20 protein-coding genes are annotated in these 14,668 nt (G+C 61.2%); 5 read left to right on the forward strand and 15 right to left on the reverse strand.

The window, feature by feature from the left end; translation table 11 throughout:
* Window positions 1-25 precede the first annotated feature (25 nt).
* From pgsB to pgsW, 3 genes are read left to right on the forward strand one after another with little or no spacing between them, the layout of a single operon-like run.
* Window positions 26-1,231 (forward strand): poly-gamma-glutamate synthase PgsB, encoded by a 1,206-nt coding sequence (gene pgsB / locus RBH19_RS05210; RefSeq protein WP_306727746.1) that lies wholly within the window; start codon window positions 26-28, stop codon window positions 1,229-1,231.
* A complete protein-coding gene (gene pgsC / locus RBH19_RS05215) occupies window positions 1,228-1,803 on the forward strand; it encodes a poly-gamma-glutamate biosynthesis protein PgsC (protein WP_306727747.1) in 576 nt (191 codons plus the stop codon). The genes pgsB and pgsC overlap by 4 nt, the downstream gene beginning before the upstream one ends.
* Window positions 1,804-1,817: 14 nt before the next feature.
* Window positions 1,818-2,966, forward strand: a complete 1,149-nt coding sequence (pgsW, locus tag RBH19_RS05220; RefSeq protein WP_306727748.1) for a poly-gamma-glutamate system protein — start codon at window positions 1,818-1,820, stop codon at window positions 2,964-2,966.
* A 73-nt stretch (window positions 2,967-3,039) separates the two neighbouring features.
* On the opposite strand, the gene RBH19_RS05225 is transcribed toward pgsW, so the two are convergent.
* From RBH19_RS05225 to RBH19_RS05250, 6 genes are all read right to left on the reverse strand, one after another.
* Complete coding sequence (locus tag RBH19_RS05225) at window positions 3,040-3,483, reverse strand: acyl-CoA thioesterase (protein WP_306727749.1); 444 nt, start codon at window positions 3,481-3,483, stop codon at window positions 3,040-3,042.
* A gap of 87 nt (window positions 3,484-3,570) precedes the next feature.
* Complete coding sequence (locus RBH19_RS05230) at window positions 3,571-5,601, reverse strand: 3-hydroxyacyl-CoA dehydrogenase NAD-binding domain-containing protein (protein ID WP_306727750.1); 2,031 nt, start codon at window positions 5,599-5,601, stop codon at window positions 3,571-3,573.
* Window positions 5,602-5,682: 81 nt separating this feature from the next.
* A complete protein-coding gene (locus RBH19_RS05235; RefSeq protein ID WP_306727751.1) occupies window positions 5,683-6,651 on the reverse strand; it encodes a YiiX/YebB-like N1pC/P60 family cysteine hydrolase in 969 nt (322 codons plus the stop codon).
* On the reverse strand, window positions 6,651-7,358 hold the full coding sequence (locus tag RBH19_RS05240; RefSeq protein ID WP_306727752.1) for a TetR/AcrR family transcriptional regulator: 708 nt from the start codon (window positions 7,356-7,358) through the stop codon (window positions 6,651-6,653). The genes RBH19_RS05235 and RBH19_RS05240 overlap by 1 nt, the downstream gene beginning before the upstream one ends.
* A 208-nt stretch (window positions 7,359-7,566) precedes the next feature.
* A complete protein-coding gene (locus RBH19_RS05245) occupies window positions 7,567-8,328 on the reverse strand; it encodes a hypothetical protein (RefSeq protein ID WP_306727753.1) in 762 nt (253 codons plus the stop codon).
* Between the two features lie 15 nt (window positions 8,329-8,343).
* Window positions 8,344-9,090: an endonuclease/exonuclease/phosphatase family protein gene (locus RBH19_RS05250; RefSeq protein ID WP_306727754.1), complete on the reverse strand. Its 747-nt coding sequence runs from the start codon at window positions 9,088-9,090 to the stop codon at window positions 8,344-8,346.
* Window positions 9,091-9,183: 93 nt separating this feature from the next.
* On the opposite strand from RBH19_RS05250, the gene RBH19_RS05255 reads away from it, so the two are divergent.
* Together RBH19_RS05255 and RBH19_RS05260 are read left to right on the forward strand one after the other, a co-directional pair.
* Entirely contained in the window at window positions 9,184-10,299 is a 1,116-nt protein-coding gene (locus RBH19_RS05255) for a phospholipase D-like domain-containing protein (protein WP_306727755.1), read from the forward strand.
* A 159-nt stretch (window positions 10,300-10,458) separates the two neighbouring features.
* On the forward strand, window positions 10,459-11,394 hold the full coding sequence (locus RBH19_RS05260) for a tyrosine-type recombinase/integrase (protein WP_306727756.1): 936 nt from the start codon (window positions 10,459-10,461) through the stop codon (window positions 11,392-11,394).
* Between the two features lie 190 nt (window positions 11,395-11,584).
* Here RBH19_RS05260 and RBH19_RS05265 read toward each other — a convergent pair whose 3' ends face one another.
* Genes RBH19_RS05265 through RBH19_RS05300 form a run of 9 tightly spaced genes read right to left on the reverse strand, consistent with a single transcriptional unit; the run spans window position 11,585 to window position 14,664 of the window.
* Complete coding sequence (locus tag RBH19_RS05265; RefSeq protein WP_306727757.1) at window positions 11,585-11,821, reverse strand: hypothetical protein; 237 nt, start codon at window positions 11,819-11,821, stop codon at window positions 11,585-11,587.
* The gene (locus RBH19_RS05270; RefSeq protein ID WP_306727758.1) at window positions 11,818-12,120 is read right to left on the reverse strand and encodes a hypothetical protein; all 303 of its coding nucleotides are present in this window, start codon (window positions 12,118-12,120) and stop codon (window positions 11,818-11,820) included. The genes RBH19_RS05265 and RBH19_RS05270 overlap by 4 nt, the downstream gene beginning before the upstream one ends.
* Complete coding sequence (locus RBH19_RS05275; RefSeq protein WP_306727759.1) at window positions 12,117-12,641, reverse strand: DNA N-6-adenine-methyltransferase; 525 nt, start codon at window positions 12,639-12,641, stop codon at window positions 12,117-12,119. The genes RBH19_RS05270 and RBH19_RS05275 overlap by 4 nt, the downstream gene beginning before the upstream one ends.
* Complete coding sequence (locus RBH19_RS05280; protein WP_306727760.1) at window positions 12,638-12,847, reverse strand: hypothetical protein; 210 nt, start codon at window positions 12,845-12,847, stop codon at window positions 12,638-12,640. Before RBH19_RS05280 ends, RBH19_RS05275 begins: the two co-directional genes overlap by 4 nt.
* Window positions 12,844-13,236, reverse strand: a complete 393-nt coding sequence (locus RBH19_RS05285; RefSeq protein ID WP_306727761.1) for a hypothetical protein — start codon at window positions 13,234-13,236, stop codon at window positions 12,844-12,846. The genes RBH19_RS05280 and RBH19_RS05285 overlap by 4 nt, the downstream gene beginning before the upstream one ends.
* Before the next feature lie 60 nt (window positions 13,237-13,296).
* A complete protein-coding gene (locus RBH19_RS13640; RefSeq protein ID WP_374728960.1) occupies window positions 13,297-13,449 on the reverse strand; it encodes a helix-turn-helix domain-containing protein in 153 nt (50 codons plus the stop codon).
* A complete protein-coding gene (locus RBH19_RS05290) occupies window positions 13,446-14,066 on the reverse strand; it encodes a hypothetical protein (protein ID WP_306727762.1) in 621 nt (206 codons plus the stop codon). The genes RBH19_RS13640 and RBH19_RS05290 overlap by 4 nt, the downstream gene beginning before the upstream one ends.
* Window positions 14,063-14,374 carry a hypothetical protein gene (locus RBH19_RS05295; RefSeq protein WP_306727763.1) on the reverse strand — a complete coding sequence of 104 codons (312 nt, stop codon included), beginning with the start codon at window positions 14,372-14,374 and terminating at the stop codon, window positions 14,063-14,065. The genes RBH19_RS05290 and RBH19_RS05295 overlap by 4 nt, the downstream gene beginning before the upstream one ends.
* Window positions 14,371-14,664, reverse strand: coding sequence for a hypothetical protein (locus tag RBH19_RS05300; protein ID WP_306727764.1), 294 nt, complete (start codon window positions 14,662-14,664; stop codon window positions 14,371-14,373). The genes RBH19_RS05295 and RBH19_RS05300 overlap by 4 nt, the downstream gene beginning before the upstream one ends.
* Window positions 14,665-14,668: the final 4 nt, after the last annotated feature.

Here is a 14,668-nt window from a genome sequence, read left to right on the forward strand (position 1 = left end):
AGGACTCGGAATGGAGGGGGACGGCTTGCCAGTACCGGAAATGCTCGCGGTGATGATCGCCCTTTGGGTGGGCCTTGTACTTGCCGGTCTGGTGGAGGCTGCCCGACATGGTCGGCTACTTCGACGCATACCCGTTCGCATCCACGTCAACGGCACTCGCGGAAAGACAAGTGTTACCCGATTGATTGCGGCCGGCCTGCGCAATGGCGGGAAGCGTGTCTGTGCGAAAACCACCGGATCGGCAGCCGCGCTGATCGATCCCGAAGGCCGCGAGTTCCCTCTCTACCGCATCAGCGGCGCCAATATCATCGAGCAGATGCGCATCATGGGTCGCATGGCCGCTCTCCGGCCGGAGATCGCCGTGGTGGAGTGCATGGCGCTTCAACCCCAGTACCAGTCACTGACCGAACTGAAGATGGTTCGATCCACCCACGGGGTTATTACCAATGCCCGGGCGGATCACCTGGAAGTCATGGGGCCCGGAGAAGAGGATGTGGCCCTTGCCCTGGCCGGGAGTACGCCGGTAAAGGGGGAACTCTTCACTGCGGAACGGGATCTTGTCGCGGTCTTCGAGCATGCCTGCAAGGATCGGCACTCCGAGTTGCGGCAGGTCGGCGAAGAGGAAGTGGCGGCGATCGATGATCGTATCCTGCAACGCTTCCAATACAGTGAGCATGCCGAGAATGTCGCGTTGGCTCTCAAGGTCTGCAGTGCACTTGGCGTGGATCGTGAGCGTGCCCTGGAGGGCATGGTGGGCCTGGCACCGGAATCAGGTGCCATGCGGGTCCTGCATGTGGACTATTTCCACCGGGACATCATTTTCGTCAATGCCTTCGCCGCCAATGACCCCGAATCCACCGGACGCATCTGGTCACGCATGGTGGAGCGGCATGGGGAAGGACGTCGTCGTATCGCACTGATCAACTGTCGCAGTGATCGCCCCCATCGTTCTCAGCAGATGGCTCAGGTAGCGCCGGATTGGCCACCGGCCGATTGCTATCTGTTGATGGGCTCGGGTACTTTGCTCTTCGCAAGAATGGCCGTCAAGAACGGAGTCGACCCCGAAAGGCTGCTGGTCATGGAGCATGCCTCCATGGTGGAAGTGACGGAGACCATTCTCGAGCAATGCGGTGAGCGATCACTGGTGGTGGGCATGTGCAATATTCACGGCGGGGGAGAGGAAGTTGCCCGATTCTTCCAGAACCGCGCCAGCCGGGAAGAGGATCTATGATTGCGCTCAACATTCTGGCCGTTGCCATTGGCATCGGCCTTTTCTTCACTCTGTTGCTGAGTCAGGCTTTCGGGCTGGCGGCCGGGGGACTGGTGGTGCCCGGTTATATGGCGCTCCAGCTCATGAATCCTTTCAATGTGGCGCTGACCCTCAGTGCCGCGCTGGCGACATTCCTCATCGTTCGGGTCATTGCGGCTTATGCGGTGATCTACGGTCGCCGCCAGACCATTATCATGATACTGACCGGATACCTCATTGCCGGCCTGATGGATCTGCTGCTGGGAAGCATGGTTGCATGGACAAACCTGGAAATGGCCGGTGAAAGCGGGGACGCGGAAGCCCGGGTGGCTGAACTGGAGTCCGCCTTCATGATGTCCATGATGGAGATGAGCATCATCGGGTACATCATTCCCGGATTGATTGCCATCTGGTTTGATCGTCAGGGGGTATTGCAGACCTTGTGTGGGCTGGCGGTCACGGCGGTGCTCGTGCGCCTGGCATTGATCGTGGTCATGCCCGAAACCCTGCAGGCCTATGAAGCCCAGCAGGCCTTCCGCATGCCGGGCTGGTGAAAGGAGTTGTCTCGATGAGTCGCATTACCAAGATTTACTGGCGCTCCTCAAGGGTACCGGCCTGGGGCCTGGTGCTTCTGGCGCTTGCCGCCATCGGCGCCCTGCTTGCCGCGGAAGGGATACAGAAACGCGACCCGGTGGTGGAGGCCAACTACGCGACAATGGTTGCCGCCTCGCGAACCTTTCGTGACGCGGTGGAAGTACTTCGCCCCCTGCGCGGACGCATTGAGCCCATCAATCCCCAGTTTGACCCTCAGCGTTCAGGCCTGATTGGTGTCGCCTCCAGCTCCGTTACCACGACCCGGGGTGGTCTGGAGTCCAAGCAGACGTCCATCAATCCCAACTGGGCGGCCGTGGCGGTGAAATTGCTGGCCGATGCCGGCGTCGAGGCAGGCGACCTGGTGGCCGTCACGGTGTCGGGATCCTTTCCGGCGCTGAATCTGGCGGTCTATGCCGCATTGGAGGCCATGGGCGCGGAGCCGGTGATCATCGCTTCGGGGTCCTCGTCCCAGTGGGGCGCCAATGTGCCCGAAATGCTGTGGCTTGATATGGAGAGAGAGCTGCGGCGGGCGGGTGTGATCAGCCTGCAGCCAGTGGCGGCGTCCATCGGCGGTGTCGAGGATCGCGGCGTGGATCTCCCGGACGAGGGGGTTCAGGCGATTAGACGAAGCATCGACAGGGCGGGAGTTGCCTTTCTGGATCCCGGCAGCTATCGGGAGGCGGTGGCGGATCGGGTGGCCCTGTTCCGGGAGCATTCCGGTGGTCGCCCCTTCAAGGCTTTCGTCAATGTGGGTGGGGGCGCGACCATCGTCGGTCCCCCGGGAATCGACAGCCAGTTCTCCTCGGGCTTGTCCCGCAATGCACCTGCCAGGGCTTTCGCGGTCGAGACAGTGATGGGTTATTTCCTGCGGGAGAATGTCCCGGCCATTCATTTCATTCGGATTAACAGCATGGCGGAACGACACGGTCTGCCCATTGCGCCGGAAGAGGCCGTGCCCGTGGGTGATGGTGGAATCTACAGTGCGAGCACCTATCGCCGTGGTCTGGCCGTGATGCTGGGGCTGGCCCTGATCGGTCTGACCTGGCTGATGGTTCACTCAGCCGGGATCAGCGGATTCTCGCGTCGCTCCGAAGGCAGCAAAGGCGTCCGGCCAATGGTGTGATGACCGGACGCCACCAATACGGAGCTCTTCAACCGCTGGTCGCTCCCAGGCGCTTTTCCGCCTGGAAAACCGCTTATTTGCCCTTCACGGGGCGGCCGTCCGGATCCTTTGGGTTCTGATCCGCACCATGGGGAACCGGTCGCGGCCGACCATCCAGATCAATATGTACATAGGTGATGGAAGCCGTGGCAACTCGAACATGCCGCGCCACTCCACCATCATTGCGTTCCGAGAAGATGGTGATTTCTACCGTGATGGAGGTGTTTCCCACCTTGGCCACATCACAGTAGAAGCTGACCACATCCCCGACAAAGACCGGGCGCAGAAATTTCACGTCATTCACGGCAACCGTAACCACACGTCCGGCGGCGCGCCGGTAGGCAAGGATGGCGCCGGCCACATCGGCGTGAGACATGATCCAGCCGCCGAAGATGTCCCCGAGGCCATTGGTGTCCTTGGGCATGGCCAGGGTGCGAACGGCGGCTTCACGATCTTCCGGTGGGTCTTCCCAGTACATCGGGACTCTCCCTGAAGTTTTGCTTGTGATGGATGAAGGCGGGAAGGCGGGCCTCCCGGAGGGTGGCCCACGGGATCATCGTCACCTTCAGAGGTCGCTCCAGCCGGCGTCCGGCTTGAAGCGGTCGCCGTAGGTGTTCTGCAGCTTCTCCAGGCGGCTGCGCACTTCCTTGATGCCTTCACTTCGGGCGTAATTGATCGGGCCACCCCGGAAGGGGGCAAAGCCGGTTCCGAAAATCACGCCGCCATCAAGAATTTCTTCATTCTCCACGATCTTCTCGCGCAGGCAGGCCACGGCGGTATTGATCATCGGCAGAATCATCCGATCCGTCAGGTCGGCAGGGATCTCGGCGGCCTTGCTGCGATCCTTGACCGGCTTGCCGTCTTCATAGCGGTAGAAGCCTTCGCCGGTCTTGCGACCGAGCTTCCTGGCTTCCACCAGTTCTTCCAGACGTCTGGGCACCGGAACACCGTACTCCTTGCCCAGAATCTGTGCCACGGAAAGACCCACATCCAGGCCGACCGTATCGGCCAGTTCAGCCGGACCCATGGGCATGCCGTAATCCTTGGCGGCCTTATCGATAGCTTCCAGGGGAACACCGTCTTCATAGGCCAGTACCGCTTCCATCATGTAGGGCATCAGGATGCGGTTGACCAGGAAACCCGGCGCGCTCTTGCAGGGCACGGGCAGTCGATTAACGTGGCGGGTGAAGGCGAGGGCCTTGCGGATGACCTCACCGTCCGTTTCATCGGTATGAATGACTTCAACCAGCGGCATCTTGGCCACCGGATTGAAGAAGTGCAGGCCCACCAGTCGGTTTGGATCGCTCAGTGCACCGCGCAGGGTCTCAAGCCGGATACTGGAGGTGTTGGTGGCCAGCACGGCATCCTTGCGCATTTTCGGTTCGAGCTTCTGATAGAGCTCCTGCTTGGCTTCCACGTTTTCGAAAATTGCCTCGATCACCACATCGGCTTGTGCCACGCCGTCGCCGGCCACATCCATCTTGAGGCGCTTGACCGCGGCTTCGACTTTCTCCTCGGTCTTCAGTTTTTTCTCGAACAGCTTGCGAGCCCTGTCCAGCGCTTTTTGAACCTGCTCTTCCGTCTGATCCTGGAGCGTGACCTCGAAGCCGCTGAAGGCCGACCAGGCGGCAATGTCACCGCCCATCACGCCGGCACCGACCACATGCACGCGCTTGAGATCCAGGTCCTTCTTGTTGCCAAGACCCTTGAGCTTGTCCTGGAGCAGAAAGACACGCACCAGGTTGCGGGCGGTCTCTCCCATCATCAGGCGGGCGATGGAGTTTGCTTCTTCCAGGTACATCTGCTCATGATTGCCCCAGAAACGCCGCCAGAGATCGATGATGGCGTATGGGGCCGGATAATGCTTCTTCGCTGCCTTGCCCGCCACCTGTTTTTCCATCTGGCCGGCCAGAAAGCCGCGCACACCGGGCAGGTTCGCCAGCCTGGCGGTGAAGGGTGCTTTCCGGCGCCCGGGGGGGGTGAGGGCAATCTGGCGTGCCGCATCATGCAGACTGTCCGGATCCACCAGACGATCGACCAGGCCGATCTTCAGGGCCTGCTTGCCCCGGAGGCTGCGGCCACTGAGCATCATGTCCATGGCGGAGAAGACACCCACCAGGCGAATGGAGCGTACGGTACCGCCGAAGCCGGGGTGAATGCCCAGCTTCACTTCCGGCAGACCGAGCTGAGTGCGGTCATCATCGGCGGCGATGCGGTAGTCACAGGCCAGCGCCAGCTCCAGACCGCCACCCAGCGCGAATCCGTGAATCACCGCTATGGTGGTGCAGGGCAGGGCTTCGAGGCGCTCCAGGGCCTTCTGGCCGCCACGGATCATGTCCTTGGCCTGGTCGGCATTCTCAAGAGTCGTGAACTCCTTGATGTCCGCACCCGCAATAAAGCCACTCTTCTTGGCCGAGTAGATCACGACGGCCTTCAGATTCTCGATCTTCTCGATTTCCGCCAGGCGCTCGTCCAGCTCCTTCATGACATCACTGGAAAGCGTGTTGGCACTGGCTTCCGCCTTGTCGAACTTCAACCAGCCGATCTGGTTGCTGTCGACTTCCAACGACCAGTTCTGCTTGCTTTGTTCACTCATCGGGTTCTCCCTTGAGGGTTGATGCATTGACGATAAAGAGATCATGACCCGGCCGGTGATGCAGGCCGGTGTCGCTGGTGATCAGTGCTTTTCTTCAGCCGGGTCGGGCCGGCTCGCCGCCTCGGCCTGCTTCGGATCCACCAATTCACCCGCCTCATTGGCGCCAGCCCCGTCCTCGCTGGATTTCGCCGCCGCCTCGCCCAGCGTCTCCTCGCTGGTCATGGCGTCCTTGAGGCGTCGGGCAAAGTCCGCTTCGTCGTTGTAGACAACACCACTTTCGGACCAGGGCAGACAGCGATAGGCGGCGATGTCCCCGCGATCAAGGTATGGAAACTTGAGCACATCGAAGTAGGGCGAATAATCGAAATCGCGCGGTGTGAACAGGCGCGGGTTGCGCTTGTAGAACACCATGCGGCCGTCCGGCCGTCGCTCAATGAACGGCAGAATGGGGAAATTCACGGCGCTGTAGGCCTCTGCCATCATGGAAGAGCAAACGTGGCGTGTGGCATCGCCGGCCTTGCGTTCGAACAGGCTTGAACGCCAGCGGCGGGGGAAGAGGGCATAGGGCAGAAAGAAGCGGGCCAGATCCAGCAACTGCCGGACATCGTAGGGTACGCCAAGCTGGCTGGCCGCAAACTGGATGACCCCGAGCTGATCCTGGCTGCTCAGCCCCATGGGGCGGCAGACTCGGAGGTGTTCACCTTCGTAATGCTTCAGCGGCGTGACGATTGTGCCCTGGCCCAGCATGCTCTCAATCAGCAGTTGCTCGGTGGCGTCACCGTCGAAATGCGCCTGGATCCGTTCCCGGATTTCCAGATCGTCGATGTCCACCAGACGCCCCACATAGATGGCCGAATGGGTCCAGCTGGTCTGGGTGACCTGTTTGATCACCTGGCTGACCCGGGTCCGGCCTTCCACGAGAACCACGTCGCCCGGTTCCACTTCAAAACTCAGGCGCCGGTAATTGCTGTAGAGGTGGCTGCGCGGAATCACGTCCCGCTCCAGCCAATTGACCAGGCGTCGGAACAGCCAGGCCCGGGGCGAGAACATCAGGCTGGCTCCTCGCTGCGCAGCACCTTCCTGGCATCACCAAGATCATACTGGCGCTGCTCGGGGTTTTCGGGTGCTTCGGCCCGCAGGCCGGCGACCAGAAAAGGAATCAGCTCGCGTACCGCGCGTTCCGTGTCCCTGGGATCGGCCTGGCCTTCGATCAGCTTGAGCAATTCTCCGCCCGAAAGCCCCTGGGTCATGGCGCCGAGGAGAAACTGCAAACGCCAGCAAAGGGTTTCGCCGGGCACATGGGGCAAGCCCTTGCGCAGGGCCTGGCGGTAACGATCCAGAACATGCTGGTACTGGCTGGAGAAGAGTTTTTCGAAATATTGCCGGGCCTCACTGTAACCCTGTGCCAGCAGGCGCATGAAAATCCGGCCTCCGCGAACCTCGTCCGAGGCGAGCCTGGCGACAGGGAGCACAAAGGCTTCAACGATCAGTTCCACCGGGGCCGCTTCCTCCCCGTACTTGTTCTCGAGCGCCTCGATGTTGGCCAGCCACTCATCGGTAACCGGCCCGAGGCGGCGCTCATAGACCGCATCGATCAGGCCGTCCTTTGATCCAAAATGATAGTTGACTGCCGCCAGATTGACTCGGGCGCGACCAGTGATTCGACGCAGTGAGGTTGTGGCGATGCCGGTCTCCGCAAACAGCAGTTCGGCGGCGGAGAGAATGCGTTCCTTGGTCGGGTTGCTAACAGTCTTCATGGCGGTTCCGGTGGCCTGGTCGGCAGCGGGGGCAAGGCGTATCCGCGGCCTGCCCGGGTGGGAAGTTTAAAACGATTGTTTCAATCATACTGACTGGCCGGGGTCGGGCGCAAGCGATCACGCCGATCCCCTGCGATTCCAGCGCCAGTCCAGGTCGGTCACGCCGGGGCGGGCAGGCGTTCACATCGGCAAGGAATGGCAGTGAGGATCAGCGCCTGTCGGTGCCGTTTCCAGTGTCGTGGCCGGCATCCTGGCCGGATGCCCGGCGGCCCTCGTCGAAGCGTGTGCCGGGCGGCACCTGGAGCAGGCGCATCTGCAGCTGGCGATCGACCACGTCAATGGCCTGCTGGCGGGCATCTTCCGGCGAATCGCCCGCACTTTGCAGTCCCCGGAGGATCCGCGCCCGGGTAGCCTTCTTCTTGAACTGGGCCGCCCGCTCATAGACATGGAGCCAGTCATTGTCCGCCCGATCCCCGTAGCGTCGGGCGGCATACTCGCGCAGAAGGGCAAGCCGGAGTTCATTGGCCAGAATGTACTCCCGGGCGTGCTGATCGCTCTGGATGATATCGGCCTGTTCCTGACGGAGACGCTTTTTTTCATCGGCTGACAGACGCAGAATCTCGATATTGATCATGCGCCGGTCAACACTGGCCATCATCTCCTGGCGCAGATAGGTGAGCGGGTAGGGGCCGGCGAGCAGTTTTTCCTCAAATGCCAGAAGGTCATCCCGGATGGACTTGCGCTGGTTGGAATCCAGCACACGCCAGCCCTCATCACGCAGTTTGTCCTGAGCTTCGGGTAGCTCGGTTTCCATCCATGTCTGCCAGATATCCGCCATGCGCACGTCTGGATCCACGACTCGGGAGTAGGGGCGTTGCTGGCGGTGTCGGCGCAGGAGTACGGCAATGCCCAGCAATACGAGAATGACCAGGATCAGCGCGCTAATGGTGATGACCGGAGTAGAATCCATGTCGTAACCCGTCGCCTATCGCCCCTGGCCGGTGACGCGGAAGTCACAGACCAGGGGCAGGTGGTCGGAAAGCCGGATGTCCGGCACCTCGAAGTGATCCACTTCCAGGCCATCACTATGGAGAATGAAATCCAGTTGGCGGCTGGGTGCCCAGCTGGGGTAGGTGGGTTCACCCGTGGGATTGGCGTTTCGCAGGCGGGCCGCTTCCATGAACAGGTGCATTTCGTAATCACCCCAGAAGGTGTTGAAGTCTCCGGCAACGATGACCGGTTTCCTGCGTTGGCTGATCAGGCTGTGCAGATTACGCAGCTGGTAGTGACGGTGGCGGTATTTCACCGACAGGTGCACGAGGTACATCACCACCTCATCCAGTTCGATCTCCAGGATCAGGCGCTTGATTCCGGCATCGAAATAATGAAAGTGTTCCTGGACGATCGGTTGAGAGGTGAGAATGGCATTTCCCTGCTTCTTCACGATCGGCAGGCGGGTGTTCAAGGAGTGATAGGCATACTTGGATTCAAAGGAATGAAAATGCCCGAGTGCCTCCGCGATATGCTCTGCCTGATTGACGGCACCGGCCCGAAAGGAGCCCATGTCCACTTCGGTCAGGCCGACCAGATCCGGCTTCAGATCCTCGATGAATCGGGTGATGCGGGCCAGGTTCTTGCCGGTTGGGCGCAGGTAACCGGCCAGCGGCAGGGGAAAGTGAAAGCCGGGGCCGATTCCGGTTGCATAGCGGATGTTGTAGTTGAGCACTCTCATGGCGAGACATAATACTGGTCGCTGCCCGGAACCGAAAGCAGCGGCCCCCGTATCCGATACCCGGGCAGGCGACACCCGGCAGGGGCAGGGCGGATGACTTCAGGTTCACAGCGGCGAGTGCGTGAGCAAGAGGCGGCGGTTCAGCTGTATTTCGAGGGGGCGCCGCTCTACGATGACATGCTGGCCGCCATCGCTACGGCCCGGGAACGTATCTGGCTGGAAAGCTACATTTTCGCTGATGACGAGGTCGGCCGACTGTTCCTGCTGGCCCTGGCCGATGCTGTGAGACGTGGTGTCGACGTCCGCCTGCACCTGGACGCCGCCGGAAGCCTGTTCAGGACCGGCCGCCGCTTTTTCCGGGAGGTGCGCCATGCCGGTATTCCTCTGCGGCGATTTCATCGCTGGTCCTGGCGCGAACCATTCAGATACAATCGAAGAAATCATTGCAAGTTATTGATAATAGATGACTCATGCCTATTCACCGGTGGTTTTAATATCCACCGGGAGAGTGATGCGCGAGTGGTCGGGTCGGCCTGCTGGCGCGACAGTCACGCTGCCATTCACAGCCGCTCCCTCTGTGAGCAGGCAGAAATCCTGTTCGACCTGTTCTGGTCTCATCGCTGGCGTGATCCGACAAGACGTTTCGTCGACCAGGCGGGGCGTCAGGGGTTGGCGCTGGTCGGTAATCGCGGGCCACGCCAGGAACACGCACTCAGAAAACTCTACCGGGATGCCCTGGATCAGGCCGAACAGCGGATTCTCCTGACCACCCCGTATTTCGTTCCCGATGCCAAGACCCTGTTGTGCCTGCGTCGGGCTGCTCGTCGCGGCGTTTCCGTGCATTTGCTGTTGCCGGGGGTGATTGACCACCAGGCGCTGCTGCTGGTGGCGAGACGTCAGTATCGACGGCTGCTGGAAGCGGGCGTGCGCATCCATGAATATCGGCAACGCATCCTGCACGCAAAGACCCTGACCGTGGATGGCGAGCTGGGCATTCTTGGCACGGCCAACTTCGACTACCGCAGTCTTTTTCACAACTATGAACTCAACCTGGTGATTCGGCAGCGCGGCCTCACCGAGCAACTCGATCGGCAATTCGCACGTGATCTGGATCAGTCCGACGAGATTACGCTGGAGAACCTGCCGGATCCGAACTGGCGGGAGCGCTTGCTGGGCCGGGCCGGATGGGTGGTTCGTCGCTGGCTGTAAAGAGGGGCGCAAGGGGTGTCTTGATGCACTCCCGGGATCAATCCTTATTTCCGTTAGTGCGCATAATATATATTATGACAAACACCGAGGATGGGAATTCTCGATTGTCTGTGGCCCTTGTGTAGAGCGGCTTTCCTCCATTGCGAGGCGAGTACGAAAATGGCCCGAGGGTTATTACCACGGACTTATGGTTACATTGAGCGCTTCGAGTGGTACCTGGTGGCGGCTCACCGGAGTCCGGAGACGCGGCGGATCTACCAGGGCACCTTGCGGCGCTTCTTCTGCTATGTGGCGAATCCAATAGCACCGCTACGCTCCGAGGTTCATTGCTGGTTGCGCGATCGCCGGGGCGCTGTGTCGGCCTCGACGCTGAATACGGATCTGAAGGCCCTGAGGGCGTTTTACCGCTGGGCCTGGGTCATGGGCGTCTCTGAGCAGGATTGCACGCTCCTGCTGCCTGAGAGCCGCCGTGTGCCCCGCCGGCTGCCCCGGTACCTGACGGACCAGGAGGTGGGCCGTTTGTTGGCTGAGCCGGATCTGACGACCTTTACCGGCTTCCGGGACCATGTGCTGATCCGGCTGCTGTACGAGACCGGGCTGCGGGCTTCGGAGGCCGCGCGGCTGGAAATCGGGGATATCCTGCCGGACGGCCTGGTGTTTGTTCGAGGCGGAAAAGGCAATGTGGACCGCTATTGCCCGATCTCGAGGGAGCTGCAGCAGCTGCTGGACGCCTGGCTGCAGCTGAGACGCACTGCAAGGCCCGGGAAGAAGCTGGCAGTGTTTGTGAGCCCCAGAGGCAAGGCCTGGGCGTCCGGCCGCGTTGTGTGGCGCCGTGTGAGCCTGTATGCGAGGCGGGCGCTGGGATTGGCGCGGGGGTACGACCGGGTGCGCGCTGAGGCCCGCCGGCGGCCGTGGAGCGGGCAGTACCCGCATCTGCTGCGGGCGAGCATGGCCACCGCCCTGCTCCACCGTGGCGTGGATCTGCGGGCCGTTCAGGAGCTGCTGGGCCACAGCAGTATCAGCACCACGGCCCGGTATCTGGGTGTGGATATCGAGATGCTGAAGCGCGAGCATCGGAAATTGCGGGGTCGGTGATGTCATGGCCGATCCGGGCCCCTCGATACATGTCCTGGCGGCTGACTTTCATTTCTGAGCGGCGCGATGACGCACCGGCAATCCGCATGCTTCCCTGACCCGACGACCGACGATGATTGCCAGCCAGGCTTACGCGGCCTCCAGCCGGTCAGTTGTTCGATGATTTGCCACGATCCAGCCTTAAAGGTCTTCATGAGTCCTGCTCCTTCTCGCTTCGGCAGTCGGGGCAGCCGTCGTTGCCGCGCAGGTGGTCGTAGTAGCCGATCGATTCCGGCTTGAGGCTCTTGCGTAGCGCCTTCTTCACCGAACGCTCCAGCCATCGCAGATCCTCGATGCGGCGGAGGATCTGATCCGCCGAGGCATCCGCCGGCAGGCCGAGGTTGTAGCGGATGGCTTCCCAGGTTTCTCTGACGATTGGGTCTGTCATGAGGCCTCCGAATCATCCGGCATGAGAATGCAGGGCTGTTTTGGGTCTAGGGCGCGGGCGTGGGTCTTGTGCGTGGCGGTGGCGCGCAGGACGATGACGGTGGCGCCGTCGGCGCAGTGGGTTACGGACTGGACCTTGGCCGGGACGGCTTTGCCGAGAGATCGCCAGTAGGCCATGCGGCACTTTGGATGGCAGAAGCGTCTGCCTTCCTTTGTGACCGGGAATGGTTTGCCGCAGGTGAGGCAGTCGCCCCACTCGCCCTCGTCTGCTGTGTTGTACTCGGCGCGTTGTTCGGTCATGCGGCTACCTCAAGCTCCCCGGCTTTCTTGCTGATGAAGACGCCCCGGTCGGATATCCGCGCCAAAGCGGAAGCGCAATCCCCCCCCCACGCGAAGAAGAGAGAGGCCGCACCGCAGCGTGATCGCTTGTGCTGGTTCTCGGTTCCAGGAACAAATTGCATCCGCCCCCGGTAGAACAGCATGGCGTCGCAGGTCTTCATCGCTTTCTGGCACCAGCTCACATCCGTGCGGCTGAACACCAACGCGATGCCGTCGCCGTGATCGATCATCCGATCCATCCAGCGCCCCGTCTCCCGACCGTAAGGCGGGTTGAGCCAGATTCGGCCGCTCCATGGCGATTTAAGGCCATCATCGAAGGCGGTCAGCTTCCTGGTGGCCGGTACATGGGTCTCGTGGTCCCAGGGCGAAGCCGGATCCAGGTCAAACCTGATGCCAAGGGCCTCAAACACCCACGCGGGCGTGTACCACTCCACGCTCTTGTTCCGGCGATCACCAGGCTGAAGGCCGATCCCTTGACTCATGCCGCCACCTCGTCTCGGTCAAACTCGCTGCAGGTGTCCGAGGGCATCACGGCCCGGTTGCGCAGTTCGCAGCTCAGGTGGACGCTGATGGCGCCCTGCCGGGGTGTGCAGTGGCGGCACAGGGTGCAGCGCTTGTGCAGCTCGTCGGCGCGGGCCCAGCGGATTGGGCTTGCTGGTTTGTCGGTGCCGTTGATGTGGCGTTTCATGCCGCCTCGCCTTCGTCTTCCTGGTAGTGGTTGATATGAACGGTTGAGCCGCATTGCGGGCAATACCGCACACGGCTTTCCTCCGGGCCGCCGTCGGGGAACCCCCAGGTCAAGCCGCAGTCGGTGGTCCAGATGGCCTCCCAATCTTCACGCCAGTTGCAGGGCTTCCCCTTCTTCGTGGTGTAGATAGGGTCCTCGACATACGGTTCATCACGCTGTTCCTCGATCCAGTCCAGCAGCTCTTGGGGGTCAGTGTCCGGGGGCATGCCGGCGGCTTCGAGGGCGGCATCGAGAATGTCCTGTCCGCGTCGGTCAGGCGGTGCAGGCGATCTGGCCGGCTTGCCGATATCACTTGGGCGTTCGTTGTGGCCGGGTGTTCTCGTGCTCATGGTTGTTCACCTATCTGCATCTGTTTCGATTCGTAAAGGCGACGGCGTTTGTCGTCGGGGTCAGGTAGTGCGGCGACTACCCCCCCCCCTGCTGAGCTGCCTGAGGGCTCGGCGGACGGTGGTGACCGCCAGGCCGGTGCGGTCGACCATGTCCGTGACGCGGACGGGTTCGCCGTAGGGCAGTGACTTGAAGATCTGGTCGAGGCTGTTCATGCGGCCACCTGGGTGTTGCCGTAGTGCTTGTAGTATTGCTTGATGCCCCACACGATGGCGTAGAGGTTCCACAGATAGCCGAAATCGAGCTGATCAACGCAGTTTTCCCAGAAATCCTGGAGATTGAAGCCGTTGTGCTCGAAATCCATGGCGGCTCTGACAGCCTCAAAGCCATTATCGAAATGGCGGTCCAGCAGCGCGTTTCGCAGCTCGTGCCAGCACTCCATGCGCCCCTCAAAGCCCTGATCTTCCCAAGCCATTCGAAAATCATTGACCACCGCCGCGCGGAACTTCTCAAGGCTGAACTTCTCAATGCCGTGATGCCTGTCTGCGGCCAGCACTTTCTCTGTCCAGTACCCGGGATTGATGCTCAGATCGTCGCGGCGGAAGAAGCTGAACATGTCATTGACGCGACTGAACACATAGGTGCCCATATCGCCGGTAATGCAGAGGTGGCCAGGCCAGGTGATCAGGTCGAAGCCCATGATGACTGTGCCGGGTGTCCGGAACCTGAGGTGCCGGCGGGGCTCATTCGTCTGGTCTTCGATGATCGTCATTTCATGGTCTTTCACATGCTCAAGGAATTGCTCCTTTGCCCAAATCCTTTCATCATTCACGCCGACCTCCTCGGTCTGTCCGGTAGCGCTTTCAAGTGGTGCATGAAGCGCTTGAATGTCTTTTCGTCCATGTCTTTGCTGCTGTCGACGCCGTACTGGCGGAGGCGCAGTTTGTAGTCTTCGTAGCTCAGGCCTTTTCGGCCCAGGGCGATGGCGTGGACGCGCTTGATTCTCTCGGGCGTCATTTCCCATCGCGGTTTTCGGCGGCGGCCGAGTTTGACGCCGTCGGTTGGGCAGTGCTTGACGGACTTCTCGAACCAGAAGCCGCAGCGCGGGCACTGCCGGTGGCCGACACGGCGGAAGCTCATTCGGCGGCGGGGGCGGCCTCGGTCATCTGAGGAACCCAGTGTTCCAGCCACGACCGCAGAGAGTTGGCGTCGTGGTGCTCTTCGAAAGAGAGCTCCGCCATATGACACATGAACCTGGACCTCAAGACACCATCGTCACCACGCCAGGCGAAGAGCGCGCCTTCGTAGCCCGGGCCGACACAGACGCCGTGTGACTCGATCGCCGCCATCGCGGCGTCTACTGAATGGACCATCGGCGCTTCAACAACACCGGATAGTCCCTCGAGGTTATGAAGCTCTGTCGTGTTCATGACT

It is taken from the genome of Natronospira bacteriovora (assembly GCF_030848495.1).
GTDB lineage: Bacteria > Pseudomonadota > Gammaproteobacteria > Natronospirales > Natronospiraceae > Natronospira > Natronospira bacteriovora.

Bases quoted from the DNA above. Each gene is read 5' to 3' on its own strand.
- pgsC (WP_306727747.1), top strand. From the start codon at position 1,228: ATGATTGCGCTCAACATTCTGGCCGTTGCCATTGGCATCGGCCTTTTC.
- pgsW (WP_306727748.1), top strand. From the start codon at position 1,818: ATGAGTCGCATTACCAAGATTTACTGGCGCTCCTCAAGGGTACCGGCC.
- RBH19_RS05225 (WP_306727749.1), bottom strand. From the start codon at position 3,483: ATGTACTGGGAAGACCCACCGGAAGATCGTGAAGCCGCCGTTCGCACC.
- RBH19_RS05230 (WP_306727750.1), bottom strand. From the start codon at position 5,601: ATGAGTGAACAAAGCAAGCAGAACTGGTCGTTGGAAGTCGACAGCAAC.
- RBH19_RS05235 (WP_306727751.1), bottom strand. From the start codon at position 6,651: ATGTTCTCGCCCCGGGCCTGGCTGTTCCGACGCCTGGTCAATTGGCTG.
- RBH19_RS05240 (WP_306727752.1), bottom strand. From the start codon at position 7,358: ATGAAGACTGTTAGCAACCCGACCAAGGAACGCATTCTCTCCGCCGCC.
- RBH19_RS05245 (WP_306727753.1), bottom strand. From the start codon at position 8,328: ATGGATTCTACTCCGGTCATCACCATTAGCGCGCTGATCCTGGTCATT.
- RBH19_RS05250 (WP_306727754.1), bottom strand. From the start codon at position 9,090: ATGAGAGTGCTCAACTACAACATCCGCTATGCAACCGGAATCGGCCCC.
- RBH19_RS05255 (WP_306727755.1), top strand. From the start codon at position 9,184: ATGACTTCAGGTTCACAGCGGCGAGTGCGTGAGCAAGAGGCGGCGGTT.
- RBH19_RS05260 (WP_306727756.1), top strand. From the start codon at position 10,459: ATGGCCCGAGGGTTATTACCACGGACTTATGGTTACATTGAGCGCTTC.
- RBH19_RS05265 (WP_306727757.1), bottom strand. From the start codon at position 11,821: ATGACAGACCCAATCGTCAGAGAAACCTGGGAAGCCATCCGCTACAAC.
- RBH19_RS05270 (WP_306727758.1), bottom strand. From the start codon at position 12,120: ATGACCGAACAACGCGCCGAGTACAACACAGCAGACGAGGGCGAGTGG.
- RBH19_RS05275 (WP_306727759.1), bottom strand. From the start codon at position 12,641: ATGAGTCAAGGGATCGGCCTTCAGCCTGGTGATCGCCGGAACAAGAGC.
- RBH19_RS05280 (WP_306727760.1), bottom strand. From the start codon at position 12,847: ATGAAACGCCACATCAACGGCACCGACAAACCAGCAAGCCCAATCCGC.
- RBH19_RS05285 (WP_306727761.1), bottom strand. From the start codon at position 13,236: ATGAGCACGAGAACACCCGGCCACAACGAACGCCCAAGTGATATCGGC.
- RBH19_RS13640 (WP_374728960.1), bottom strand. From the start codon at position 13,449: ATGAACAGCCTCGACCAGATCTTCAAGTCACTGCCCTACGGCGAACCC.
- RBH19_RS05295 (WP_306727763.1), bottom strand. From the start codon at position 14,374: ATGAGCTTCCGCCGTGTCGGCCACCGGCAGTGCCCGCGCTGCGGCTTC.
- RBH19_RS05300 (WP_306727764.1), bottom strand. From the start codon at position 14,664: ATGAACACGACAGAGCTTCATAACCTCGAGGGACTATCCGGTGTTGTT.